23 protein-coding genes are annotated in these 23,796 nt (G+C 68.1%); 12 read left to right on the top strand and 11 right to left on the bottom strand.

The features are described from left to right. The first annotated feature begins 12 nt into the window (after positions 1 to 12). Both ACHAA3_RS07645 and ACHAA3_RS07640 read left to right on the top strand, forming a co-directional pair. Complete coding sequence (locus ACHAA3_RS07645) at positions 13 to 267, top strand: helix-turn-helix domain-containing protein (protein WP_435708380.1); 255 nt, start codon at positions 13 to 15, stop codon at positions 265 to 267. A 58-nt stretch (positions 268 to 325) separates the two neighbouring features. Then, on the top strand, positions 326 to 1,525 hold the full coding sequence (locus tag ACHAA3_RS07640; RefSeq protein ID WP_435708379.1) for a DUF222 domain-containing protein: 1,200 nt from the start codon (positions 326 to 328) through the stop codon (positions 1,523 to 1,525). 63 nt (positions 1,526 to 1,588) lie between these two features. Here ACHAA3_RS07640 and ACHAA3_RS07635 read toward each other — a convergent pair whose 3' ends face one another. The 6 genes from ACHAA3_RS07635 to ACHAA3_RS07610 form a co-directional block, all read right to left on the bottom strand. After that, positions 1,589 to 2,881 (bottom strand): ABC transporter substrate-binding protein, encoded by a 1,293-nt coding sequence (locus ACHAA3_RS07635; protein ID WP_435708378.1) that lies wholly within the window; start codon positions 2,879 to 2,881, stop codon positions 1,589 to 1,591. A 76-nt stretch (positions 2,882 to 2,957) separates the two neighbouring features. Continuing rightward, complete coding sequence (locus ACHAA3_RS07630; protein ID WP_435708377.1) at positions 2,958 to 4,118, bottom strand: branched-chain amino acid ABC transporter permease; 1,161 nt, start codon at positions 4,116 to 4,118, stop codon at positions 2,958 to 2,960. After that, positions 4,115 to 5,011, bottom strand: a complete 897-nt coding sequence (locus ACHAA3_RS07625) for a branched-chain amino acid ABC transporter permease (RefSeq protein ID WP_435708376.1) — start codon at positions 5,009 to 5,011, stop codon at positions 4,115 to 4,117. Before ACHAA3_RS07625 ends, ACHAA3_RS07630 begins: the two co-directional genes overlap by 4 nt. Further along, on the bottom strand, positions 5,008 to 6,855 hold the full coding sequence (locus ACHAA3_RS07620) for an AMP-dependent synthetase/ligase (RefSeq protein ID WP_435708375.1): 1,848 nt from the start codon (positions 6,853 to 6,855) through the stop codon (positions 5,008 to 5,010). The genes ACHAA3_RS07625 and ACHAA3_RS07620 overlap by 4 nt, the downstream gene beginning before the upstream one ends. Further along, on the bottom strand, positions 6,852 to 7,640 hold the full coding sequence (locus ACHAA3_RS07615; protein WP_435708374.1) for an ABC transporter ATP-binding protein: 789 nt from the start codon (positions 7,638 to 7,640) through the stop codon (positions 6,852 to 6,854). Before ACHAA3_RS07615 ends, ACHAA3_RS07620 begins: the two co-directional genes overlap by 4 nt. Continuing rightward, positions 7,637 to 8,416 (bottom strand): ABC transporter ATP-binding protein, encoded by a 780-nt coding sequence (locus tag ACHAA3_RS07610; protein WP_435708373.1) that lies wholly within the window; start codon positions 8,414 to 8,416, stop codon positions 7,637 to 7,639. Before ACHAA3_RS07610 ends, ACHAA3_RS07615 begins: the two co-directional genes overlap by 4 nt. A 125-nt stretch (positions 8,417 to 8,541) precedes the next feature. On the opposite strand from ACHAA3_RS07610, the gene ACHAA3_RS07605 reads away from it, so the two are divergent. After that, positions 8,542 to 9,135, top strand: coding sequence for a TetR/AcrR family transcriptional regulator (locus tag ACHAA3_RS07605; protein WP_435708372.1), 594 nt, complete (start codon positions 8,542 to 8,544; stop codon positions 9,133 to 9,135). 33 nt (positions 9,136 to 9,168) lie between these two features. On the opposite strand, the gene ACHAA3_RS07600 is transcribed toward ACHAA3_RS07605, so the two are convergent. Both ACHAA3_RS07600 and ACHAA3_RS07595 read right to left on the bottom strand, forming a co-directional pair. Then, positions 9,169 to 10,263: an inositol-3-phosphate synthase gene (locus ACHAA3_RS07600; protein ID WP_435708371.1), complete on the bottom strand. Its 1,095-nt coding sequence runs from the start codon at positions 10,261 to 10,263 to the stop codon at positions 9,169 to 9,171. A 12-nt stretch (positions 10,264 to 10,275) separates the two neighbouring features. Continuing rightward, positions 10,276 to 10,848, bottom strand: coding sequence for a PadR family transcriptional regulator (locus ACHAA3_RS07595; protein WP_435708370.1), 573 nt, complete (start codon positions 10,846 to 10,848; stop codon positions 10,276 to 10,278). Positions 10,849 to 11,033: 185 nt separating this feature from the next. Between ACHAA3_RS07595 and ACHAA3_RS07590 the strand changes: the two genes are divergently transcribed. Beyond that, entirely contained in the window at positions 11,034 to 13,313 is a 2,280-nt protein-coding gene (locus tag ACHAA3_RS07590) for a transglycosylase domain-containing protein (RefSeq protein ID WP_435708369.1), read from the top strand. A 3-nt stretch (positions 13,314 to 13,316) separates the two neighbouring features. On the opposite strand, the gene ACHAA3_RS07585 is transcribed toward ACHAA3_RS07590, so the two are convergent. Together ACHAA3_RS07585 and ACHAA3_RS07580 are read right to left on the bottom strand one after the other, a co-directional pair. Then, positions 13,317 to 14,378 (bottom strand): alanine racemase, encoded by a 1,062-nt coding sequence (locus ACHAA3_RS07585; RefSeq protein ID WP_435708368.1) that lies wholly within the window; start codon positions 14,376 to 14,378, stop codon positions 13,317 to 13,319. Then, positions 14,375 to 15,496, bottom strand: a complete 1,122-nt coding sequence (locus ACHAA3_RS07580) for a lipid II:glycine glycyltransferase FemX (protein WP_435708367.1) — start codon at positions 15,494 to 15,496, stop codon at positions 14,375 to 14,377. The genes ACHAA3_RS07585 and ACHAA3_RS07580 overlap by 4 nt, the downstream gene beginning before the upstream one ends. Positions 15,497 to 15,551: 55 nt before the next feature. On the opposite strand from ACHAA3_RS07580, the gene ACHAA3_RS07575 reads away from it, so the two are divergent. Further along, positions 15,552 to 16,436, top strand: a complete 885-nt coding sequence (locus ACHAA3_RS07575) for a siderophore-interacting protein (RefSeq protein ID WP_435708366.1) — start codon at positions 15,552 to 15,554, stop codon at positions 16,434 to 16,436. 17 nt (positions 16,437 to 16,453) lie between these two features. On the opposite strand, the gene ACHAA3_RS07570 is transcribed toward ACHAA3_RS07575, so the two are convergent. After that, complete coding sequence (locus tag ACHAA3_RS07570; protein WP_435708365.1) at positions 16,454 to 16,888, bottom strand: HNH endonuclease; 435 nt, start codon at positions 16,886 to 16,888, stop codon at positions 16,454 to 16,456. Positions 16,889 to 17,015: 127 nt separating this feature from the next. On the opposite strand from ACHAA3_RS07570, the gene ACHAA3_RS07565 reads away from it, so the two are divergent. From ACHAA3_RS07565 to mgrA, 7 genes are read left to right on the top strand one after another with little or no spacing between them, the layout of a single operon-like run. Next, positions 17,016 to 18,647: a circularly permuted type 2 ATP-grasp protein gene (locus ACHAA3_RS07565; RefSeq protein WP_435708363.1), complete on the top strand. Its 1,632-nt coding sequence runs from the start codon at positions 17,016 to 17,018 to the stop codon at positions 18,645 to 18,647. Next, positions 18,641 to 19,567, top strand: coding sequence for an alpha-E domain-containing protein (locus ACHAA3_RS07560; protein ID WP_435708361.1), 927 nt, complete (start codon positions 18,641 to 18,643; stop codon positions 19,565 to 19,567). Before ACHAA3_RS07565 ends, ACHAA3_RS07560 begins: the two co-directional genes overlap by 7 nt. Beyond that, entirely contained in the window at positions 19,564 to 20,424 is an 861-nt protein-coding gene (locus ACHAA3_RS07555) for a transglutaminase family protein (protein ID WP_435708360.1), read from the top strand. The genes ACHAA3_RS07560 and ACHAA3_RS07555 overlap by 4 nt, the downstream gene beginning before the upstream one ends. 30 nt (positions 20,425 to 20,454) lie before the next feature. Next, positions 20,455 to 20,946, top strand: coding sequence for a thiol peroxidase (gene tpx / locus ACHAA3_RS07550; RefSeq protein ID WP_435708359.1), 492 nt, complete (start codon positions 20,455 to 20,457; stop codon positions 20,944 to 20,946). Beyond that, the gene (locus tag ACHAA3_RS07545) at positions 20,946 to 21,995 is read left to right on the top strand and encodes a threonine aldolase family protein (protein WP_435708358.1); all 1,050 of its coding nucleotides are present in this window, start codon (positions 20,946 to 20,948) and stop codon (positions 21,993 to 21,995) included. Before tpx ends, ACHAA3_RS07545 begins: the two co-directional genes overlap by 1 nt. Further along, on the top strand, positions 21,995 to 22,663 hold the full coding sequence (locus tag ACHAA3_RS07540; protein ID WP_435708356.1) for a maltokinase N-terminal cap-like domain-containing protein: 669 nt from the start codon (positions 21,995 to 21,997) through the stop codon (positions 22,661 to 22,663). The genes ACHAA3_RS07545 and ACHAA3_RS07540 overlap by 1 nt, the downstream gene beginning before the upstream one ends. Before the next feature lie 15 nt (positions 22,664 to 22,678). Beyond that, complete coding sequence (gene mgrA, locus ACHAA3_RS07535) at positions 22,679 to 23,758, top strand: L-glyceraldehyde 3-phosphate reductase (RefSeq protein WP_435708637.1); 1,080 nt, start codon at positions 22,679 to 22,681, stop codon at positions 23,756 to 23,758. Positions 23,759 to 23,796 lie beyond the last annotated feature (38 nt).

The raw sequence follows: 23,796 nt of genomic DNA, 5'->3' as shown, positions 1-23,796 counted from the left end.
TGGGGTGTTCACGTGCCCACCGTTCAGCCTGAAGATGTCGCGAGACGTCTCGGCGAACACATGCAGCAATGGCGTCACGAGAACTCGTTGACACTCGAGGCAGCCGGACAGCGCATCGGCGTCGACCTCCAGCAGTGGCACCGGTGGGAACGCGCTTACACCGAAGGAAGCAACCCCACGCTCAAGTCACTGATGCGAATCGCAGACGCGATGGAGACCGAGCTGCCCACGTTGCTCGCCGATCTTTACTGGCCGAGCGTGGATTGATCAACACTGCGACCGCAGTCCGGAAGGGACTGTCAGTGGTGGCGATTAGGTTGTTCCTATGGACATCGACCTTGAGCCCGCGACCGGTCTTCTGACCGAGTTGTCGGCTGCTCGGGCGCGATCCGAGGCACGGGAGACAGATGCCATGGTGAGGTACCGCGATGCCGAACTGACCCGCATCGCCGGGTTGGAGCGGCCGATCCAGCGCCAGCTCGAGAAGGCAGCCATTAGTCTCGACATCGCGGCCGCCACCGGCATGAGTGAAGCGCGGGTGCAGGGGCGGCTCGCGATGGCTGACCGGATGCGTGACGACGCCCCCTGCACGTGGTTGGCATTTCGCGACGGCCGCATCGATCTCGAACGTGTCCGCGAGATCTCCCGAACGGTCGACATCCTGCAGCGACCCGAATCACATCTGCGTCTCGACCAGCGCGTCGTCGCCTACGCCGAGTCGCACACCCCAGCCGAGCTGCGCCGCTGGTTGCGCCAGTTCGTCGACCGGGTCGAGACCGACCTGGCGCTCGAACGCGCCGAACGGGCCCGTGCGGATCGTCGGGTCGATGTGCGCCACGGCGAAGACGGCATGGCCACCCTGCTCGCGTCATTGACATCGCCACAGGCTGCAGCCGCCATGAAACGACTCGCCGTCGAGGCCAAGGCCATGGGCGCGGACGATCCGCGCACGCTGGCGCAACGCCAGGCCGACCTCCTCGCCTCCTGGCTGACCAACAACGAAGCCGGCGAGACCTCCATCCACGCCCACATTGCGGTCAAGCTCTCGGCCGAGACCTTCACCGGAGCCAAGGACGGGTTCGCCGAAGCCGCCGACGGGTCCTGGTCGTGCCCCGCCTCCTGGATCTTGAACCCCGACCTGGTCGCGAACCCCGTGTGGCACCGGCTGATCGTCGATCCGGTCACCGACGACGTCCTCGCCCACCAATATCTCGGCCGACTCGCCCCAGAAACACTCAAGCTCGCCCTACTTTTCCGCGACGGCGTGTGCCAGGCACCCGGATGCCTCGTCCCGGCCGATCGATGTGATGGCGATCATCGACAACCTTGGCCCGACGGACCAACCTCGGGCACCAACATGTGGCCACTGTGCCGGCGCCACCACATCCTCAAAGGACACCGCATCATCCAGTGGATCCTGCCCTCCGGACACACCGTCGACGCCGAACCCACACACCGACGAACACCCGAATCACCACCATCAGCGAAGGAACACCGACTCGCCCACCTCCTCGCCCATCGCTGACCGACCCGCAACGCAGAAGAACCCGGTGAGCAGAAGCTCACCGGGTCCATCTCGTCGATCAGATCACTGCAGGCTGAAGCACGGCTCGCTGAAGTCGTACGCCTCGGCGGTCGGTCCGGCCGTCAGATCCTGGTCGATGGAGACGCCGCTGGGGGCATCCGGGTCGACCGTGCTGATGACGCTGGCGCGGTAGGCAACCTCGGACGGTTCACCGATCGTGGCGCCGGCCTCCGGGGGCAGCATGCCCTCGTAGTCGACCTCCTCGAGATTTCCGGCCGCCTCGACCACGCTCTCGCGGGTGATGCCGCCCTCGGACTCCGCCGCCTGCTGCAGTGCAGCCAGCATGGGGTAGGCCCAGACCCACCCGGAGGTGTAGCCGTCGTTGGGCGTCACATCGCCGAGCGCGTCACGCATGGCCTGGTGACCGGGGGTGTCGGTACCGAACGGACCCCACGGTCCGGCCTGCGCGTAGAGCGCCTCCAGGGCCGGCGCGGCCGCGGACTGCAGCAGCGCCGGGTTCCAGGTCGGGCTGGACCCGACGACCGCGCCGGTGAAGCCCTGCTGGGCCAGACCGCCGACGATGGTGGCCATCTCGGCCGGGCCCGTCGAGACGACGACCAGATCGGGCTCCTCGCGCAGGATCTCGCCGATCGCGCCAGCCTGGTTGTCCTGGCCCGTGGGAGTCTCGATCTTGGCGAACTCCAGGTCGTTGGCCTCAGCCGCAGCCTCGACACCTGCGCCGGCGTCTCCGCCGTAGTCGCCGGGGTAGCCGACCGCCACGACCTTCTCCGAGACGTCGCGGTTCGCAACGGCCCAGTCGACGCCGTTCATGGCCTCGAAGCAGTAGTTGGCTCCACTCTCGAGGATCTGGTCCTCGAACTCCCACGCCGAGTTCCAGGAGGCGGGAACGCCGATGACGTTGTCGGCCTTCATGTCCTCGAGGATCGTCAGGGTCTGGGTCGAGCCCAGGGTCTGACCGAGCGCGAGGACGTCCTCGCGCATCGCCTGGTACTCCCTGTTGTGCAGCTCGGGGTTGTACTCGGCGTCAGCGATGTTCTCGGAGATGTTGACGTCGTAGCCGCCGACGCCGCCCTCTTCGTTGACCTTCTGCCAGAACGCCTTGTGAGCATCGGTGATCGGGACGGCCAGAGGCGCGAAGGGACCGACCGTGAGGTCGGAGATCTCGCCGAGGTAGATGCAGCCGTTGTCCTCGTTGACTGCATCGGGGCAGGCTTCGGGGCTCACGCCGGGGCTGGCTCCGTCGGCCGTGTCGCCGCCGTCGCTGCCGCGGCAGCCGGTCAGCACCAACGTCGCGACTGCGGCGCCGACGACTGCTCGGGTCGCGGTCGATCTCATGTTGATCACCATCTGAGTTTCCTTTCGGGTGGAGCACAGCTCGACGAGCCATACCGTCTTGGGGGTGGGTGGAGCGTCAATAGGAGAAGGGCCAGCCCTTCCAGTACAGGCGTATTCGATTCCAGATCCCGAACAACCCGCGTGGCTCGAAGATGAGGAACACGACGATCAGCGAGCCGTAGAGGATCGCCTCGAGCTGGAACACCGAGATCAGTCCGCCGCCGCCCGCGCTGGAGATGCCGGGGATGATGCCCGCGATCTCACCGGAGATGCGGCCCAGGCTCGTGATGAAGATGGCGCCCATGATGGAGCCGGAGATCGTGGCGACGCCGCCGATCAGGATCATCGCCAGGTACTGGATCGACAGCAGCAGACCGAAGGTCGTGGGTTCGAAGACACCGACCACCGCGTAGTACAGGGCTCCCGTGACACCGGCGAAGAACGAGCTCATCGCGAACGCCATGATCTTGTACTTGGTCAGGTCGACGCCGACCACGGCTGCAGCCACGTCGCGGTCGCGGACGGCCGAGAAAGCACGCCCCACGCCGGATCGGGCGATGTTGCGACCCAGCACGGCGAAGAAGATCAAGAACACCAGGGCCAGCAGGAACTGACGCTGCTCGCGACCGATCTCCAGCCCCAGGATCATCCCGCTGGTGTTGAAGTCGATGCCGAAGACGACGAGATCGGGCCCACGGCGACCGATTCCGGGACCACCGGTCAGCGACCGGGCCTCCCGGAACACGTGATCACCGAGGAACACCAGGCCCAGCGTGACGATCGCGAGGTACAACCCGCGCAGTCGGACCGCGATCGGGCCGACCAGCAGACCGGCGATCGCCGCGACCACGCCGGCGGCCGGCAACCAGACGTAGATCGGGAGTCCGTATCCCACCAGGGTGCTGTCGGTGTCGCCACCCAGGATCGCGCCGGTGTAGGCGCCCAGGCCGATGAAGAACGCGTGCCCCAGCGAGACCTGTCCGGCATAACCGGTGACCAGGTTGAGGCCGATCGCGCCGACGGCCGAGATCATGCCCAGCGTGAGGATCAGCAGAAGATCGTCGGTCAGCAGGAACGGCAGTCCGAACGAGACCAGGACGATCAGCACCACCGACCGGCGCTTGGCCGGCGAGTTCAGCATCGACAGGTCCTGGGCATAGGCGGTGCGCGCCAGCGGACGGCCCCGCAGTGCTTTGGACTTCTGGGCCTTGGACTTCTGGGGAGTCGTGGTGCTCATACCCGCTCCACCTCCTTGGTGCCGAACAGTCCGTAGGGTTTGACCAGCAGCACCAGGAGCATCAACGCATAGGGCGCCACCAGGGCGAAGTTGGCGCCGAGGAACTCGGCGTACTGCGGTTGGTAGATGGCGGTGAGGGCTTCGGTGATGCCGACCAGCAGTCCACCGATCACGGCGCCGGGCAGCGAGTCGAGACCGCCGATGATGATCGCCGGCAACGCCTTGAGCGCGATGATCCAGCTGGCCTGGTCCATGCCGGCCGTGTCCGAGGCGACGAAGGTGCCCGCGATGGCCGCGAGGCCGCCAGCGATGGCCCAGGCGAGGGCGAAGATCGCCCCGACCCGGATGCCTTGGGCCAGTGCCGTCTCCTGATCGAGCGCCGTCGCACGCATGGCCAGGCCGGTGCGCGAGAAGCGGAAGAACAAGATCAGGGCCGTGACGGTGACCGCGGTGACCGCGATCAGCCCGAGCGTCTGGTGCGAGATGGAGACTCCGCCCAGCTCGTAGCGTTCGTTCCCGTCGGGATAACGCACGATCTTGGCCTGCACACCGATGTAGCGGTTGGCGAAGATGCGCAGCACGATGTCCACGCCGATCGTGATGATCGCCAGGGTGAACACCGGCTTGCCGATCATCGGCCGCAGAGCGAGTCGCTCCACGATCATGCCGATCAGCGCGCCGCCGAGGATGCCGACCGCCATGCCGGCGAAGAACGGGAGGCCGAGCTCGCTGGTGGCGTGATAGGTCACGAGCCCACCGACGACCATCAGCGCCGGCTGGGCGAAGCTGATGACCCGTGTGGCCTTGTAGATCATCACGTAGCCGAGGGCGAGAAGGGCATAGATCGAGCCCTGGCCGAAGCCGTTGACCAGGGCCTGCAAGAAGTCGGTCATGCGCGCTCTCCTGCGTACATGCCCTCGATGATCGACTCGAACTGGCCGGTCACCGCAGAGCGTCGGACCTTCTGGGTGGCTGTGAGGTGGCCGGCGTCCTCGTCGAGCTCCTCCGGCAGGAGACTGAATCGCTTGATCGTCTCGACGGCGGCGAACGAGGTGTTCACCTGGTCGACGACTCCCTGGACCAGGTCGATGACCTCGGGCTTGCTGGACAGGTCCGAGTAGGTGGTGAACGAGAGCTTCTTCTTCTGCGCCCAGTTGCCGACCGTGTCGAGCTCGATGCCGATGAGAGCGGTGAGGTACTTGCGCCGATCGCCGATGACGATGGCCTCCTTGATGTAGGGCGACGCCTTCAGGGCGTTCTCGATCTCGCTCGGCGCGATGTTCTTGCCGCCGGCGGTGATGATGATGTCCTTGATGCGATCGGTGATCTTGACGTGCGTGCCCTCGACCCACTCGCCGACGTCGCCGGTGTGCAACCAGCCGTCCGCGTCGATGGTCGACGCGGTGGCCTCGGGGTTGTTCCAGTAACCGACGAAGGTGCCCTCGTGCCGCGTGAGGATCTCGCCGGTCGCCTCGTCGATGCGCAACTCGATGCCGACCTGCGGCTCACCGACCGTGCCGAGCTTGACGCGACCACGACGGTTGGAGGTGGCGATGGCGCTGTTCTCGGTCATGCCGTAGACCTCGTGCATCGGCAGGCCGATGCCCATGAAGAACTCCAGCACCTCCGGAGAGATGGGGGCCGCGCCCGAGGCGGCGTACCTGACCCGCGACAGTCCGAGCCGTTCGCGCAGGGCCCGGTACAAGAACACCCAGCCGACGCCGTAGACGAGGCGAGTGGCGAGGGTGTGCTTGCCGTCGTTGGCCACGAGGGTGCGGCCGATCCAGCGTGAGACCTTCATCCACAGGGCGAAGTTGGCCCGCTTGATGCGCGAGGCGCCGCTCATGCGGATCTGCACGCCGGCGACCATCTTCTCCCAGATGCGCGGCACGCCGAACAGCAGCGTGGGCTGGATCTCGCGCAACGCCTGGGGCACCGTGTCGATCGACTCGGCGAAGTTGACCTGCACGCTGCTGGCCGCGCTGGTCCAGACGGTGAAGAGGCGTTCGGCCACGTGACACAGCGGGAGGTAGGAGACCGCGAGGTCCTTGTGGGTCGGCACCGGATCGATGAATGCGTCGTCGCTGAGACGTTCGATCACGAAGGCCACGTTTCCGGTGGAGAGCATCGCCCCCTTGGGCGGACCGGTGGTTCCCGACGTGTACACGAGCGTGGCGAGGTCGGACGCCTCGGCCGCATCGACCAGCTGGTCGACCGCACCGGGGTGCTCCGCGGCATGGACGCTCGCGCCGGCCAGGAAGTCGTCGAACGACATCAGACGGGCGTCGGTGTAGAAGCCCGCGATGCCACGCGGATCGAGGTAGACGATGTGTCGCAGGTCGGGGCACTGGTCGGCGATCTCCAGTGCCTTGTCGACCTGCTCCTGGTCCTCGGCGAACAGCACGCACGAACCGGAGTCGCGCAGCACGTGCAGGACCTCCGGCGAGGGGTTGGTGGGGTACAGCCCCACCGTCGCGGCGCGGATCGCCGTGATGCCGACGTCGCAGTACAGCCACTCGGGCCGGTTCTCGCTGTGCACGGCGACCCGGTCACCCGGGACGACGCCGAGCGCCAGCAAGCCGTGGCCGACCAGGTCGGCGTTCTCCCAGTACGAGCGCCAGGTGATCTCGCGCCACAGGCCGAGCAGCTTCTCGCGCATCGCCACCCGTGACGGAGTACCGGCCGCGCGTCCCCGCACCACCTGGGCCAGGGTCTCGCGGCGGTTGGTCGTGCTCATGAAGCCTCCTCGTCCTGCGCGGTTCCCAGATAGGCCCTGATGACCTCAGGATGGTTCTGCACGACGTCCGGTGTGCCGGTCACGAGGGGCAGGCCGAAGTCCAGCGCCATGACGCGGTCGGCGATGTCCATGACCAGGCCCATGTCGTGCTCGACGAGGATCATGGCGATGCCGAGCTCACGCTTGATGTCGAGGATGAACCGCGCCATGTCCTCGGTCTCCTCGCCGTTCATGCCGGCGACCGGCTCGTCGAGCAGCAGCACCTTCGGCTCCATGGCCAGCGCTCGGCCGAGCTCGATGCGCTTCTGGATGCCGTACGGCAGCAGTCCCACGGGCAGGGTGCGGTAGGCCGCGATCTCGAGGAAGTCGATGATCTCCTCGACCCGCTCGCGATTCTTGATCTCGGCAGCCTTCGCGCGACCGAGCCAGGCGACTGCCGACGGCCAGCCGTAGCCGAGGTGGTGGTGGCGCCCGAGCATGAGGTTGTCGACGATGTCGAGGTTCTCGAACAGCTCGATGTTCTGGAACGTGCGCGCCATGCCCAGGTGGGCGATGCGATGGGGCTTGAGCTTGCCGAGGGTCTGGCCGTCGAACTCCACCGACCCCACCTGGGGGCTGTAGACCCCCGACAGCACGTTGAAGATCGAGGTCTTGCCGGCGCCGTTGGGGCCGATGATCGCGAACAGCTCGTCGGGCATGACCTCGAAGCTGACCCCGCTGAGGGCCGTGACGCCCGCGAAGCGCAGCTCGATGTCCTTGACCGAGACGACGGGAGACGCACTCATGACAGCCACCGCTTCCTGCGCTTGTAGTGCTTCAGGTTGCTGTAGGACGTCGCACCATCTCCGCGGCCGAGGTAGAAGTCGCGGATGTCGTCGTCGTCCAGCATCTCGGCGGCCGGCTTGTCCATCACGATCTTGCCGTTCTCCATGACGTAGCCGCGCTCGGCGATCGACAGCGCCATGGTCGCGTTCTGCTCGACCAGCAGCACCGTGGTGCCGCGCTGGTTGATCTGGACGACGATGTCGCGGATCTGCTGCACGATGCGGGGCGCGAGGCCGAGGCTGGGCTCGTCGAGCAGCAGGAACGAGGGCCGGGCGACCAGGGCGCGGCCCATCGCGAGCATCTGCTGCTCCCCGCCGGACAGGTAGCCGGCCGTGCTTCGCTTGCGATCCGCCAGGATCGGGAACAGGTCGTAGACCTCGTTGATCGCCTCGGTGCGCCCCTTGGCGCGGGTGTGGCCACCGACGCGCAGGTTCTCCTCGACGGTGAACTCGGTGAAGACCCGGCGCCCCTCGAGCACCTGCGACATCCCGGCCGCCACGATGGCGGGGGCCTTGCGCCGGTGGATGGGCTTGCCGTCGAGGTGGATCTCGCCCTTGGTGATCTGTCCGTCATGCGTCTCCAGGAGACCGCTGAGGGCGCGCAGCAAGGTGGTCTTGCCAGCGCCGTTGGCTCCGAGGAGGGCGACGATGGAGCCGGTGGGAACGTCCAGACTCACGCCCTTGAGGACCTGGATCACGTCGTTGTAGACGACCTCCAGATTCTTCACCTGCAGCATGGGCGGCCTTGGGTTGTCGTGCTCGGTGTGATGCGCATCTCAGGAAGTATGCACGAGGTGTGCGGGTTTGTCCGTGGCGTGCGCATAATTGACACCGAACAGAAACCAGACGCAGGGGGTGGACCGTGGAATCGCAGCCCAACACTGACGGACGCATCGCCCGAGGCGAGCGGACGCGGGCGGCCATCATCGCTGCGCACGCGGCTCTGCTCCGCGACGGCGAGCTGCAGCCGACGGCCGCGAAGGTGGCCCAGCGCGCGGGAGTCTCGGTCCGCACGATCTGGACCAACTTCAAGGATCGAGAGGAGCTGATGACCCACTCGACCAACTTCTGGCTGGCCGAGGACGACGAGCTGTGGAAGCCGATCGACCCGGCGACGGACTTCGACGCCCGGCTCGCGACCTACGTGGCGCAGCGGGTGCGGCGCCTCGAGAACATCGCACCGGCCGCCCGGTCGGCAGCGCTGAGCGAGCCCTTCTCGCCCGCGCTGCGAGCGAGCCGCCGCAGCCACGTCGATCGCATGCGCGACCAGGTCGAGCTGGTCTTCGCGACCGAGCTGGCGCGCTGCGAGGAGAGCGCTCACGGGTGGCTCCTGCACGCCGTGGTCGTGGCCGCCTCCTGGCCCACCTGGACCCAGCTGCGCGACGACTACGGCCTCACCATCGAGGACTCCGCACAGGTCATGGAACGCACGATGCGGGTGCTGCTCGCGACCTGAGCCGCGGCACCACCCGCATCGGTTCTCAGCGAATCAGCGCTCTTCGTCACCGGCTATGAAGGCCTCGAGCTTGAGGCGACCGAGGTCGTCGGGGCGCTGCTCGGGCGGGCTCTTCATCAGGTAGGACGACGCGCTCAGCAGCGCGCCGCCGATGCCGCGGTCCTTGGCGATCTTGGCCGCCCGGATCGCGTCGATGATGATGCCGGCCGAGTTCGGGGAATCCCAGACCTCGAGCTTGTACTCCAGGTTGAGGGGCACATCGCCGAAGGCGCGACCCTCGAGCCGCACGTACGCCCACTTGCGGTCGTCGAGCCACTGCACGTAGTCGCTGGGTCCGATGTGCACGTTCTTGGCGCCCAGGTCGTGATCGATGTTGGAGGTGACGGCCTGCGTCTTGGAGATCTTCTTGGACTCCAGGCGATCGCGCTCGAGCATGTTCTTGAAGTCCATGTTGCCGCCGACGTTCAGCTGGTACGTGCGATCCAGGACGACACCGCGGTCCTGGAACAGCTTGGCCATGACGCGGTGGGTGATGGTCGCGCCGACCTGGCTCTTGATGTCGTCGCCGATGATCGGGACACCGGCGTCCTCGAACTTCTTGGCCCAGACCGGATCGGAGGCGATGAACACCGGCAGGGCGTTGACGAAGGCGACCCCCGCGTCGATCGCGCACTGCGCGTAGAACTTGTCGGCCTCCTCCGAACCCACGGGCAGGTAGGACACCAGCACGTCGGCCTCGGTGTCCTTCAGCGACTGCACGATGTCGACGGGCTCGGCGTCCGACTGCTCGATGGTCTCGAGGTAGTACTTGCCCAGTCCGTCGAGCGTGGGGCCGCGCTGCACCGTGATGCCGGTGGGCGGGACGTCGGCGATCTTGATGGTGTTGTTCTCGCTGGCCTGCGTGGCCTCCGCGAGGTCGAACCCGACCTTCTTGGCGTCGACGTCGAACGCGGCGACGAACTCGACGTCTCCGACGTGGTACTCGCCGAACGTGACGTGCATCAGCCCGGGCACGGTGCCGGACGGGTCAGAGTTGCGGTAGTACTCGACGCCCTGGATCAGGGACGTGGCGCAGTTGCCCACGCCCACGATGGCGACACGGATCGGCTTCTTGGCTGTCGAACCCATGGGTTCTCCTGTTCATTGGTCTTGGTTGGGATGGTCTGGTTCAGGGATCGTGCGCTCACGCTCGATCAGCTCGGTCAACCACGAGATCTCGTGCTCGACCGATTCGAGTCCGTGCCGCTGCAGCTCGAGGGTGTAGGCGTCGGCGCGCTCGCGACCGCGCTGCGCGGCCTGGCGCACCTGGTCGAGGCGCTCCTCGAGCCTGCTGCGCCGACCTTCCAGGATGCGCACCCGCGAGGCCTTGCTGGTGCGCGCGAAGAACGCGAACCGCACGCCGAAGGTGTCGTCGTCCCAGGCCGAGGGCCCGGACTCCTCGAGCATCGTGGCGAAGTGCTCCTTGCCCTCGGCGGTGAGCCGGTACACGATGCGGGCCCGGCGCGACCGCGCCTCGGGTCCCTGGGTCTCGTCGGCCACGATGTGGCCCGCGCGACCGAGCGCCTTGAGGCACGGGTAGAGCGTCCCGAAGGACAAGATCCGGCTCCAGCCCAGGAGGGCGTTGACCTGCTTGCGCACCTCGTACCCGTGCATGGGTGCGTCGTGCAGCAGTCCGAGGACCGCCACCTCCAGCGCCGCACCACGTCGAGTCATGAGATCCATTCCGGTCGGGAGCTTCGGTCCTGACAAAGTGATCACTTTGTCTGCATAGCGGGACGATACATCGAGGAGTTGCATCGCTGTCAATTGGCGTCTTCTCAGGTACGTTCGGCACACTTGACCGGTTCCGCCTCGCGGACGCATCCCGGCACGTCCCGATCGGCTCGAAGGAAACCTCTGTGGCAACTCAGACCAAGCGCAAGACGTCGCCCTCGCGGCGCAGCAAGGGCGGCGACTCCCGCCTGCGCAGCATCGGACGCGGCATCGGTGGCCATGGCCCCTGGTACACCCGCCTGTTGCGGTGGCTCGTGTTCCTGGCCGTGGCCGGCATCGTGGCCGGTGCCCTGCTGTTCTTCGTGCTGTACCGCGCCATCGCGATCCCCGATCCCAACGCGGACTTCCAGACGCAGACCACCAATGTGATGTACGCGGACGGCAAGACCGAGCTCGGCTCGTTCGCGACGCAGGACCGCGAGAACATCGACCTGTCCGAGATGCCTGCCTCCATTCAGGCCGCCGCGATCGCAGCGGAGGACCGCTCGTTCGCGACCAACAGCGGCATCGACTTCAAGGGGATCGTGCGCGCCCTGCGCGACAACACCACGAGCGGCGAGATCCAGGGCGGCGGCTCGACCATCACCCAGCAGTACGTCAAGATCCTGTACCTGACCCAGGAGCGCTCCTACACGCGCAAGCTCAAGGAAGCGGTGCTCTCGGTCAAGATCCACAACCAGCTCAGCAAGGACCAGATCCTCGAGGGCTACCTCAACACCATCTACTTCGGCAACGGCGCCTACGGCGTCGAGGTCGCCTCGCAGACGTACTTCGGCAAGCCCGCCTCGGAGATGGACTACGCCGAGTCCGCGATGCTCGCCACGATCATCAACAGCCCGAGCTACTACGACCCCTACGTCGACGGGTTCGAGGACCGCTTCACGCCGCGTTTCAACTACGTGCTCGACGGCATGGAAGAGGCCGGAGCGATCACCTCCGAGGAGCGCGAGGAGTACCGCGACCGCATCCCCGAGGTGATCGAGAAGAAGAACAGCGACCGCTTCGCCGGACCCGAGGGCCACATCCTGGAGATGGTGCAGAAGGAGATGGCCGAGCTGGAGTTCTCCGACGCCCAGACCCGCGGTGGCGGGCTGCGCATCGTCACCACGATCAACAAGGGTCGCCAGGACGCCGCGGTCGGCGCGGTCAACGACGTGCGCCCCGGGGGCCTCGACGAGCTGCACACCGCGCTGGCCTCGGTCGAGCCCGGGACCGGTGCGGTGCGGTCGCTGTACGGCGGCCCCGACTACCTGGACAGCCAGCTGAACTGGGCGACCCTGCCCACGCAGCCGGGATCGACCTTCAAGGTCTTCGCCGTGGTGGCGGCGCTGGAGAACGGCTACAGCCTGCAGAGCCAGCTCAACGGCAGCTCGCCCCTGGAGGTCGACAACGGCATCGTCGAGAACCAGGGCGACTCCGGTGGTGACTCCTTTGGTCCTGTCTCGTTGGCCACCGCCACCGCCAAGTCGATCAACACCGCCTTCGTGGACCTGACCCAGCAGATGGAGGACGGCCCGGACAAGGTGCTCGACTCCGCCCAGGAGGCCGGCATCCCGGCGTCGGTGCTCGACCCGGTGCGCGAGGATGGTGCTCCGCTGGTCACCCCGCTGGGCTTCTTCCCCGTCGCACCGATCGACATGGCCAACGCCTACGCCACGCTGTCGGCCGGCGGCGAGAGGGCCGACTGGTTCCTGGTCGATCAGGTCGACGACGCCAACGGCTCCGAGCTCTACAAGCACGAGGTGAGCACCGAGCGCACCATCAGCGAGGACGTCGCCGGTGACACGATCAAGGCGATGCAGGGTGTGACGGCCGCCGGCGGATCGGGTGTCAACGGTGCCACGGTGTGTCCCACGGCCGGCAAGACCGGCACCGCCACGGCGGGGCCCGATGACGACCAGTACGTGTCGTCGTCATGGTTCGCCGGCTACACGCCGAAGCTCGCCACCGCAGTCATGTACAACCGCGGCGTCGGCAACGAGGATCTCGAGGGCTACCTGCAACCGTTCTTCGGCGGCACCTTCCCGGCCCTGACGTTCAAGGCGTTCATGGATTCAGCCTTGGATCCCAACGACTGTGGATCATTCCCCGAGCCGGGCGACATCCAGGCCGATCAGGGCCAGGTCGTTCCCCCGCCGGTGCCGCAGTGTGGCGCCGGTCAGCAGCTCAACGGCAGCCGCACCGGCTGCGTCCCGGTGCCACCACCTGCTCCTGCGCCCGAGCCGGAGCCCACGCAGGAGCGCTGCGCGGCCAGCGAGGAGCCCGACGGCAACGGCGGCTGCCAGCCACAGCCGTTGCCCGAGCCGGAGCCCGAGCCCGAGCCGGAGCCCGAGCCCGAGCCCGAGGTGCCGGTTATTCCCGACGGCAACAACAACAACGGCGGCGGCAACAACAACGACCGGTAGTCGCTACTCCAGGATGACGCGGTCGAACGTCGTGGTGGTGAATCGCACCGCGACGTCGACCGCGTCGCCGACCTGGGGCGCCGTCACGTCGGCGGGCACGAAGATCATCGAGACGTGCATGTGCGGTGGTTCGACGAACCACCGCTGCTTGCCCGCGATCGTGAACGGCGACAGCACGAGTCCAGCGGCCTCGAGGCCGCCCTTGGCCAGAGTCTTGCCGCGCCCGAGCACGCCGCCGGCCCCGCGGGGGGCTTCCAGGCCGACGCCGTGGCTCGTGCCGCCGGCGAGGATCAGCAGCACCCCGTCGCGCGGCACGCCGCGCTGGCGATAGCCCACTTGCTCGCCGCGACCGACTGAGTGCCGGTCGAGCACCGTGGCACGCACCGAGAGGGCGCCCAGGTCACCGAGCCACAGGGCCGTTCCGGTACGCGGTCGAATGGTGAGCCCGGGGCGACGCTCGGCCAGGGTGCCGAGCTCGGCCGGGCTCAAGTGGGACACGAACAGGGTCGTGGTCTCCAGCTGAGACGTCTCGAGCGCGGCAGCCCAGCTCTCGGCCTCTCGCAGGTGGCCGTCGGCGGGTCCCGAGCCGGCCAGCGGCAGGTGGATCGCGAATCCCTCGACCACCAGGTCGCCCAGCTCGGCGACTGCGGCGGCGAGCTCGTGGCGATCCAGGCCGTGGCGTGACATGGAGGTCTCACCCTCGAGCACGACCCGGGCGCCGGGGGCGGCTGCAGCCAGTGCGGCGACGTCCTCGACGCGTCCGACGGTGTGCAGCACGCGGTCGCTGGTCATGGCCGCAGTCATGTCGGGATCCTCGAACGGCCGCCACGGGCTGAGCACCATGACCCTGCCCGAGGGGAAGTAGGCCAGCGCGTCGGGCACCTCGGCATAGGTGCCGACGGCGATGAGGTCGAGGCCGAGTGCCCCCACCTCGCGAGCCAGCAGGTCGCGGCCGAATCCATAACCGTTGCCCTTGATCACCGGAACGGTGGTGGGATGCGCCTGCACGAGCCGGTTGAACCCGGCGCGCCAGCGAGCGGAGTCGACGTGCAGCGTCAGGCTCATCCGCGCCTCTTCATGTATTGGGTGAAGCCGGTGTAGAGCACCCGGTTGAGGGGCAGGTCCCACTCGCCGAGGTGCTCGACGGCCTCACCGCCGGTGCCGACCTTGAACTGGATGAGCCCGATCTGCGGGTCCTCGGCGTCGAGGGTCTCGGTGATGCCGCGCATGTCGTAGACGGAGGCTCCCGCAGCCATGGCGTCACGCATCATCGCCCACTGCACCGCATTGGATCCGCGGACGTCCCGCTTGGCGGTCGTGGAGGCTCCGTAGGAGTACCAGGCGTGGCCACCGACGCGCACCAACGTGGTCGCCGCGACGAGATCGCCCTCGTGGCGAGCCAAATACAGCACCATGCGGTCGGGTTCCTCGGCGGTGAGGGCGTCCCACATCCGCTGGAAGTACGACAACGGCCGCGGCGTGAACCCGTCGCGCTCGGCGGTCTCGGCGTAGACCGTGTGGAACTCGGCCAGATCGTCACGGGTGCCGTGGCTGACCTCGACACCGTTCTTGGTGGCCTTCTTGATGTTGCGCCGCCACTGCTGGTTCATGCCAGCGAGCACGTCCGCCTCGCTCTTGTCGGCCAACGGCAGCTGGAAGTTGTACTTGGGCTGGCCCGCGGCGAATCCGCCGTCGAGCCCGATCTCGCGCCACCCGGCACTGCGCAGGCGGCCGGCCACGGCCAGCACGTCGTCGTTCATCTCATCGGCCGGGGTCTCCGACAGCGAGCCGAGCGCGGGATCGGCCACGGCGGCCTTGATCGTCGAGGCGTGCCAGCGGCGACCCACGACGGCCGGACCCATCCGGATCCCGAAGGCGCCGGCCCGCTTGAGGTGGGTAGTCATCGGCGACAGCCACCGGTCGAGATCGGGGTCGGTCCAGTCGATGTCGGGACCCTCGGGCAGATAGGCTAGGTACCGCTTCAGCTTCGGCATCTGGCGGTACAGGACCAGGCCCGCTCCCACGAGACGGGCGCCCTCGAACCAGCCGATCGACTCGCCACGCCAGTCGTTCTTGACGCTCGCCCACGCCGGGGTCTGCAGGAAGCTGACCGCCGCTCTCGAGCGCACGAATGCCCGGTGCTCGGCATCGGTGATGGTCCGGACCACAAGTGATGACGTCACCTGGGCACGCTACCAATGTTTTACTCCACACCCGAGGTCGGTTAGGGTTACCTAAGTGAAGACCTTCGCCTCCACCGTCCGGGGCCGCCGACCGCTCTCGGCCCACCTCGTGACCATCACGCTCGACGTCGATGACCACCAGATGCCGGGCACCGGCATTCCCGATGAGTACCTGCGCGTGCTGATCCCGCCAGCCGGTGCCGAGCTGTCGCTGCCGATGATCGACGAGAAGTTCACGGTGACGTATCCCGAGGGCGCGGTCGAACCAGAGTCGCGGGTGTACACGATCTCGGACCTGCGCATCATCGACGGATGCACCCAGATCGACCTCGACATCGCCCTGCACGAGCACGGCGTCGGATCGAACTGGGCCCGCACCTGCGAGCCGGGCGATCGCGTCGGACTCGTCGAGCCGCACGGGTTGTACGCGGCACCGGCCGGTGTCCGATGGCAGCTGCTGGCCGCGGACGTCACCGGGCTGCCGGCGTTGGCACGCATCCTGCGCGGCCTCGATCCGGGGCAGCATGCACGGGCTGTCGTCGTGCTGACCGACGAGGCTGACCGCATCGCCCTGCCGAGCCCGGCCGATGTCGACGTGACCTGGGTGCAGGTCGAGCACGACGGCCTGATCAGCGAGGCGCTGTCGTCGGCCGTCATCGACGCCGACCTCCCGGCCACCGACCGCTACGTCTGGCTGGCCGGCGAGGCTCGCGCCAGCCGAGCCGTGCGCAAGCACCTGCGCCGCACCCTGGGCTGGCCGCAGTCGGACTTCTACACGTGCGGCTACTGGCAGCTCGACGCCGAGAAGTGGAACGCCCGCTTCGAGCAGGTCGCCGAGCAGGTCATGGCCGACGCGCTTGCCGCCCAGGAGGAGAACGCTGACGACGAGGGCGCCTACCTCGACGCGCTCGCCGACATCTACGACCGCGCTGGTCTGTAGCGTCCGGTGCTCGGCCCTCAGGCCACGAACTGGTGAGTCGGCCTGATCGGGACGATGAGCAGCGTCATGCCGGCCTCGTCGGGAGTGCGGTTGGCCTTGCGGTGATTGCACTTCTGGCACGCGGCGACCGCGTTGTCCCACGTGAGGGTGCCTCCGCGGCTACGGGGAATAATGTGGTCGACGGTGTCGGCGTGGCCACCGCAGTAGGCGCAGTTCTTGTCGCGCGCCTTGATCGCGGACTTGGTGCACAGGTCGGAGCGTCGATGCATCCACCGGGTGACCACGTAGCGGACCAGGCGCAGCACCTTGGGACGGGGGAACGGGCCGAACGTGCCGCCCGCTTCCTCCTCGATGACCGCGACCTCGCGGACCAGCATCTTGATGGCGTGCTGCAGCGAGACGCGCTGCAGTGGTTCGTAGCTCGCGTTGAGCACCAGCACGTACCCGTCCATCGCGGACCTCTCTGTTGACACGAGCGTATCGGCCCGTTCGGCATTCGGCGCGTGAGATCGGCAGATTCCTCCGCCACTGATGGGCACCGAACCACGACGGGACCACCTCTGCCCTACGGTGGGAATCGTGGACACTCCAGAGCTGCTCGACGGATATGGGCCCGTCAAGGGCTTCGACGAGATGTATGCGGGAAACGGCGCGGAGGTCAGACCGACGTACGAGTCGGTGCGCTCGGCCTTCTCCAAGATGGGACCTGACGAGGTCCGGCTGCGGGCCGACTCCTTGGCCTCGTCCTATCTCGAGCAGGGCATCACCTTCGGTGTCGCCGGTGAGGAGCGTCCGTTCCCGCTCGACATCGTCCCGCGCCTGATCGAGGCCGCCGACTGGGACCACGTGGAGCGCGGCGTGCGCCAACGGGTCCTCGCACTGGAGGCCTTCCTCGCCGACATCTACGGTCCCGGCGAGTTGTTCGCCGACGGTGTCGTGCCCCGTTCGACGGTCATGACGTCCCCGCACTACGCCCGGGTCGTGGCCGGTCTCGATCCGGCCAACGGCGTGCGGGTGCACGTGTCGGGCGTCGACCTGATCCGCGACGGTGACGGCGACTTCCGGGTGCTGGAGGACAACGTGCGGGTGCCCTCGGGCGTCTCCTACGTGATGACCAACCGGCGTGCCCTCTCCGCCTCCCTGCCCGAGCTGTTCGCCGATCACCGCATCCGTCCGGTCGCGCAGTACTCGCAGCACCTGCTGGCGGCCCTGCGCGCTGCCGCTCCCGCCGGCGTCAGCGAGCCCACGGTGGTCGTGCTGACCCCGGGCGTCTACAACTCGGCCTACTTCGAGCACACCCTGCTCGCCCGCACGATGGGCGTCGAGCTGGTGGAGGGACGCGACCTCGTGTGCCGCTCCGGTCGCGTCATGATGCGCACCACGAACGGCCTCGAGCCGGTGCACGTCATCTACCGCCGCATCGACGACGACTGGCTCGATCCGCAGCAGTTCAAGTCCGAGTCGACCCTCGGCGTGCCCGGCATCATCAACGCCGCACGCGCGGGCAACGTCACGATCGCCAACGCGATCGGCAACGGTGTCGCCGACGACAAGCTGCTCTACACCTACCTGCCCGACCTGATCGACTACTACCTGGGCGAGGTGCCGATCCTCAAGAACGTCGACACCTGGCGCGTGGGTGAGGCCGACCAGCGCGAGGAGGTCCTCGACCGCCTCGACGAGCTGGTGCTCAAGCCGGTCGACGGGTCCGGTGGCAAGGGCATCGTGATCGGCCCCGCCGCGAGCAAGGACGAGCTCGACGAGCTGCGCGGCAAGATCCACGCCGATCCTCGAGCCTGGATCGCCCAGCCGGTGATCAGCCTGTCGACCGTCCCGACCCTCGTCGACGAGGGCATCCGCCCCCGCCACGTGGATCTTCGACCGTTCGCGGTCAACAAGGGCGACGGCGACGTGTGGGTGCTGCCCGGCGGGCTCACCCGCGTGGCACTGCCCGAGGGCGAGCTGATCGTGAACTCCAGCCGCGGTGGCGGCTCCAAGGACACGTGGGTGCTCGCCGCCGGCGTCAGTGCCGATGAGTTCGAGGACGGCGAGGAAGCCATCCCCACCGGATCCCCGGTCGCGGGCGTCTCCCAGGAGGGCGGCCCAGCCGCTGTCGAGGAGGAGCTGCCCGCGGTGCAGGAGCAGGAGCAGCAGCAGTCACGCACCGACCAGGGCAGAACCGATCTCGTGTGGGAGGACCCGCCATGTTGAGCCGCATCGCCGAGTCGCTGTTCTGGATCGGCCGCTACCTGGAGCGCGCTGACGACACCGCCCGCCTCCTCGACGTCCAGATGCAGGTGCTCGTCGAGGACACCGGCATGAACGAGCGCGTCTCGTGCGAGCAGCTGTTGTCGGTGATGGGCGTCGAGGACTACACCGGCGAGCCCAACCGCGGCATGATCCTCGACCTGCTGGCGCACAACCCCGACTCACCGGTGTCCATCGCGACCGCCATCGGGGCGTGCCGCGAAAGTGCCCGCCGTGCCCGCGAGACGTTGTCGACCGACGTGTGGGCCGCCATCAACACCACGTGGCGCGGGCTCGGGTCCGCACGGGCCATGCGCCCGCCGGACATGTTCGCGTGGGTGCGCAACCGCACCGCGATGATCTCGGGCATCGCCGAGTCGACCATGTCGCGCGACGAGGGCTGGCAGTTCTACATGCTGGGCCGCAACATCGAGCGCGTCGACATGACGGCGCGTCTGCTGTCGACCGCGGCGCTCGCCAACGGCCCACAGGTCGCCTGGCCCACCACGTTGCGGGCCTGCGGCGCCTACGAGAGCTTCATCCGCGCCTACCGCGGCATCGAGGCGGACCGTCAGGCCGCCGAGTTCCTGCTGCTGGACCGCTGGTTCCCGCGCTCGATCGTCTCGGCGCTGTCCGAGGCCGAGAAGGCGCTGTCGCGCCTGGAGCGCAGCGGCCGCCGCGCCGGCTTCGGTGACGAGGCCCAGCGCCTGCTTGGCCGGGCTCGTACCGAGCTGGAGTACCGGCCGCTGGCCGACATCGTGTTCGACCTGCCCGTCGAGATGGAGCGGCTGCAGCGATCGTGCGCTGCGGCCAGCGACGTCGTCACCTCGCGGTACTTCGCCGAGTCCGAGGCCTACTCCTGGACAGGAGGTGTTCTGCTGTGAACGCCACCGAAGGCATGCAGCTGCGCATCAAGCACACCACGGGCTACCACTACGAGAACGGCGCCGTCGCCTCGTTCAACGAGGCCCGCATGACCCCGGCCACGACGTCCGAGCAGTACATGCTGCGCTCGCGTCTGGAGATCTCGCCGTCACCGTGGACCTATGAGTACCGCGACTACTGGGGCACCACGGTCACCGCGTTCGAGGTGCACGACCCGCACGCCGACCTCGCCGTCGTGGCCACCTCGGTGGTCGAGACGCAGCCGTCGATCGCCGATCTCGTCGAGCGCGAGCACATCGAGTGGGACGACCTGCGCGCCGTCGCCGACGAGCTGTGCGAGTTCCTCGACAGCAGCGACTGGGTGAGCCCGCCGGAGTCCATGGTCGTCGAGCTCGACCGGATCCGCGCCACCTCAGAGGCCCCCGAGCAGTATGCCCAGGCCGTCATGGCGATGCTGCACGACCGGATCGTCTACCAGGCCGGCTCGACCGAGGTCACCAGCACCGCGGCCCAGGCGTGGGAGGCCGGCACCGGCGTGTGCCAGGACATCGCGCACCTGACCCTCGGTGCCCTGCGGCATGCTCGCATCCCGGCCCGCTACGTCGGTGGCTACCTGCACCCGTCGAGCCAGCCGGTGATCGGCGAGTCGGTCGAGGGCGAGTCGCACGCGTGGATCGAGTACTGGGACGGCGAGTGGGTCGGCTTCGACCCCACCAACGAGATCGCCCAGGGACCGCGACACATCGTGGTCTCGCGAGGCCGCGACTACGCCGACAACCCGCCGCTGCGAGGCATCTACTCCACGCCCGGCGGATCCGAGCTGTTCGTCGAGGTCGAGATCACCCGCATGCGCTGAGCTCCCCGCCGACTCTGCTAGACAACTCCCATGACCCAGACTGCGCTCGGCGGCGCTCCCGCCACCCTGGTCGGCGACCTGCCGACCGTCGGCTCGACGGCCCCGGAGTTCACCCTCACGGGCACCGACCTGGCCGACCTCACCCGCGATGCGTCCAGGCGCACCGTGCTGAACATCTTCCCCAGCGTCGACACCGGCGTGTGCGCGGCCAGCGTGCGCCAGTTCAACAAGCTCGCGGCAGGACTGCCGGAGACCGACGTCGTCAACGTGGCGATGGACCTGCCCTTCGCGATGGGCCGGTTCTGCGGGTCCGAGGGCATCGAGAACGTCATCGTCGGCTCGGCCTTCCGCTCCAGCTTCGGTGAGGACTATGGCGTGACCCTGACCGACTCGGGCTTCCGCGGCCTGTTCGCCCGCGCCGTGGTCGTCCTCGACCGCGACGGCACCGTGCTGCACAGCCAGCTCGTGCCCGAGATCGGCGATGAGCCCGACTACGACAGCGCCATCGCCAGCCTCTCCTGATGGTGCGCGCTGACCTGCTGTCCGACACGCTGACCCAGCCGACGCCCGCCATGCGGCAGGCGATGGCGAGTGCCGATGTCGGTGACGACGTCTACGGCGAGGACGCCACGGTCAACGCCCTGCAGGAGCGGGTCGCCGACCTGCTGGGACACGAGGCGGGACTGTTCACGCCGTCCGGTTCGATGGCCAATCAGCTGGGACTACGCCTGCACGTGGCGCCGGGCGCCGAGATGGTGTGCGACTCCTTGGCGCACGTGGTGCGCGCCGAGCTGGGCGCTGCCGCCGCGCTCGCCGGGATCACGTCGCGCACGTGGTCATCGGATCGGGGCGTCCTGGACGCCGCCGACCCGCTCGGCCTGATGATCACCGGCGCCGGCGCTTATCAGGTCAACACCTCGCTGGTCGTGGTCGAGAACACCCACAACTTCGGTGGCGGCACGGTGCAGTCACTCGAGACGATCCGTGATCTGCGGCGCGGGACCCAGGCCGCCGGTGTCGCGATGCACCTCGATGGTGCGCGCCTGTGGAACGCCCACGTCGCCACGGGCGAGCGGCTGGCCGATCACGGTCAGCAGTTCGACACCGTGTCGGTCTGCCTCAGCAAGGGCCTGGGCGCACCCGTCGGCTCGGTGCTGGTCGGCTCGACCGCAGCGATCGACGAGGCCCGCATCTGGCGCAAGCGCTACGGCGGCGGCATGCGCCAAGGCGGCATCCTTGCCGCGGCCGGGCTGCACGCGCTGGATCATCACGTCGACCGGCTGGCCGACGACCACTCCCGTGCTCGGCGCACGGCGCAGGCGTGTGCCGAGGCCGCACCGGGATGCGTCGACCCCGAGCACGTCGAGACCAACATCGTGATCCTGGACGTGGGACGTGCCGGGTGGGCCGCCACGACGCTCGTCGCGGCTGCGCTCGATCAGGGTGTCCGTGCGTACGCCGTGGGCGCCGGAACGGTTCGACTGGTCTGGCACCTCGACGTCGACGACGCCGCTACCGATCACGCGATCGACGTGCTCACCGGTCTCCTCGCGAAAGGACCATCGGCCTGATGGCACTCCTTCACCCCGACGCCACCATCTCGCCGACCAAGGCGGAGGTCGTCGCACTCTGGTTGCGCAGCCAGCCGTGGCTCGCGAGCGATGCCACCGATCTGGGGCTGGCCGACCTGGAGATGATCGGCAGCTACCGGTTCGACGATCCGGCGGGCGAGGTCGGTCTCGAAGTTCTGCTCGCGCGACTTGGCGACGGCAGGGTCGTGCAGGTGCCGCTGACGTATCGGGGGTCCGCGCTCGACGGTGGCGAGGACTTCGGGGTCTGCACCATGAGCCACAGCGTCCTCGGGGATCGCTGGATCTATGCGGGCGCCGGCGATCCGGTCTTCGTGACCGCGCTCGTGACCACGATCTGCACCGGTGCGACCGAGTCGCCGATGCAGTTCGAGGACGACGGCCTGCTCAGGACCCGCGAACCCGTCGTGACCGTGCGCGGCAGCGGTGCAACTGGTGCGGTGGACGTGGCCGAGTGGATCGGTGCTGCCTGGATCGGTGCTGAGACCGGCCGCCAGCACACCGTGGTGCACACGTCGGCAGGCGATCTGAGCATTCCGCACGTGCTGGACCCTGGTGCCGACACGGACGGGCTGGTCCTCACCGGCCGATACCCCGGGGTCGACGTCGACGTGGTGCTGGCGCGCCTCGTCCCGGCGCGTCTCGGCTAGCGTGACTGCGTGAGCATCCCGTCTGATCCCGAAGCCCGCTACTACGCCGATCCCGTACCCGAACTGCACCGCCCCTACGTCGCGGCGCCTGACCGGTACCAGCAGCTGGACTACCGGCGCGTCGGTGACTCGGGGCTCCTCCTGCCGCCTATCTCGCTGGGTCTGTGGTGGAACTTCGGCGACAACCGACCGTTCGACACGCAGCGCGAGATCCTGCGCCACGCGTTCGACCGCGGCATCACGCACTTCGACCTGGCGAACAACTACGGGCCGCCGTACGGCTCGGCCGAGGAGAACTTCGGACGGATGATGCGCGGCGACTTCGCGCCCTACCGTGACGAGCTGATCATCTCCTCCAAGGCGGGGTGGGACATGTGGCCCGGCCCGTACGGCAAGCTCGGCTCGCGCAAGCACGTGCTGGCCAGCCTCGACCAGTCGCTGGCTCGCATGAGCGTCGACCACGTCGACATCTTCTACTCGCACCGCGCCGATCCCTCGACGCCGGTGGCCGAGACGATCGGCGCGCTCGACACCGCGGTCAGGCAGGGCAAGGCGCTGTACGTGGGGATCTCCTCGTACTCGCCGCAGCGCACCGCCGAGGCCGTCGAGGTGGCCCGATCCCTCGGCACGCCGCTGGTCATCCACCAGCCGTCGTACTCGATCCTGAACCGCTGGATCGAGCGCGGCCTGACCGACACGCTGGCCGAGCACGGCCTCGGCTCGATCGGGTTCTCCCCGTTGGCGCAGGGCCTGCTCACGGGTCGCTACCTGCAGGGCGATCCGGTCGACCGGGCCGGTGCACGGGGCAGCTTCGACGACGGCGTCCTGACGACGGACAACGTCCGCAGACTGCACGGTCTCTCCGACCTTGCCGAGCAGCGCGGACAGTCGCTCGCCCAGATGGCGATCGCCTGGACCCTCCGCCCCGGAGGCGTCACCTCGGCCCTGATCGGAGCCTCGTCGGTCCAGCAGCTCGACGAGAACCTCGCCGCCGTCCAGCACCTCGACTTCGCCGACGCCGAGCTCGCCGCCATCGACGACCTCGCCATCGACGCCGACGGCATCGACCTCTGGAAGGTCTCCGCCGACCTCTGACGCTGTGATGGTTTACCAGGTTACGTAGGAAAGCCAGC

The sequence above is a fragment of the Aeromicrobium sp. CF3.5 genome, from assembly GCF_051262695.1.
Taxonomy (GTDB): domain Bacteria; phylum Actinomycetota; class Actinomycetes; order Propionibacteriales; family Nocardioidaceae; genus Aeromicrobium.
This window is presented reverse-complemented; position numbering and strand designations above follow the sequence as displayed.

Excerpts from the sequence above, each read along its gene's own strand:
- ACHAA3_RS07640 (WP_435708379.1), top strand. The coding sequence starts at position 326 with ATGGACATCGACCTTGAGCCCGCGACCGGTCTTCTGACCGAGTTGTCG.
- ACHAA3_RS07635 (WP_435708378.1), bottom strand. The coding sequence starts at position 2,881 with ATGAGATCGACCGCGACCCGAGCAGTCGTCGGCGCCGCAGTCGCGACG.
- ACHAA3_RS07630 (WP_435708377.1), bottom strand. The coding sequence starts at position 4,118 with ATGAGCACCACGACTCCCCAGAAGTCCAAGGCCCAGAAGTCCAAAGCA.
- ACHAA3_RS07625 (WP_435708376.1), bottom strand. The coding sequence starts at position 5,011 with ATGACCGACTTCTTGCAGGCCCTGGTCAACGGCTTCGGCCAGGGCTCG.
- ACHAA3_RS07620 (WP_435708375.1), bottom strand. The coding sequence starts at position 6,855 with ATGAGCACGACCAACCGCCGCGAGACCCTGGCCCAGGTGGTGCGGGGA.
- ACHAA3_RS07615 (WP_435708374.1), bottom strand. The coding sequence starts at position 7,640 with ATGAGTGCGTCTCCCGTCGTCTCGGTCAAGGACATCGAGCTGCGCTTC.
- ACHAA3_RS07610 (WP_435708373.1), bottom strand. The coding sequence starts at position 8,416 with ATGCTGCAGGTGAAGAATCTGGAGGTCGTCTACAACGACGTGATCCAG.
- ACHAA3_RS07600 (WP_435708371.1), bottom strand. The coding sequence starts at position 10,263 with ATGGGTTCGACAGCCAAGAAGCCGATCCGTGTCGCCATCGTGGGCGTG.
- ACHAA3_RS07595 (WP_435708370.1), bottom strand. The coding sequence starts at position 10,848 with ATGACTCGACGTGGTGCGGCGCTGGAGGTGGCGGTCCTCGGACTGCTG.
- ACHAA3_RS07585 (WP_435708368.1), bottom strand. The coding sequence starts at position 14,378 with ATGAGCCTGACGCTGCACGTCGACTCCGCTCGCTGGCGCGCCGGGTTC.
- ACHAA3_RS07570 (WP_435708365.1), bottom strand. The coding sequence starts at position 16,888 with ATGGACGGGTACGTGCTGGTGCTCAACGCGAGCTACGAACCACTGCAG.
- ACHAA3_RS07560 (WP_435708361.1), top strand. The coding sequence starts at position 18,641 with ATGTTGAGCCGCATCGCCGAGTCGCTGTTCTGGATCGGCCGCTACCTG.
- tpx (WP_435708359.1), top strand. The coding sequence starts at position 20,455 with ATGACCCAGACTGCGCTCGGCGGCGCTCCCGCCACCCTGGTCGGCGAC.
- ACHAA3_RS07545 (WP_435708358.1), top strand. The coding sequence starts at position 20,946 with ATGGTGCGCGCTGACCTGCTGTCCGACACGCTGACCCAGCCGACGCCC.
- ACHAA3_RS07540 (WP_435708356.1), top strand. The coding sequence starts at position 21,995 with ATGGCACTCCTTCACCCCGACGCCACCATCTCGCCGACCAAGGCGGAG.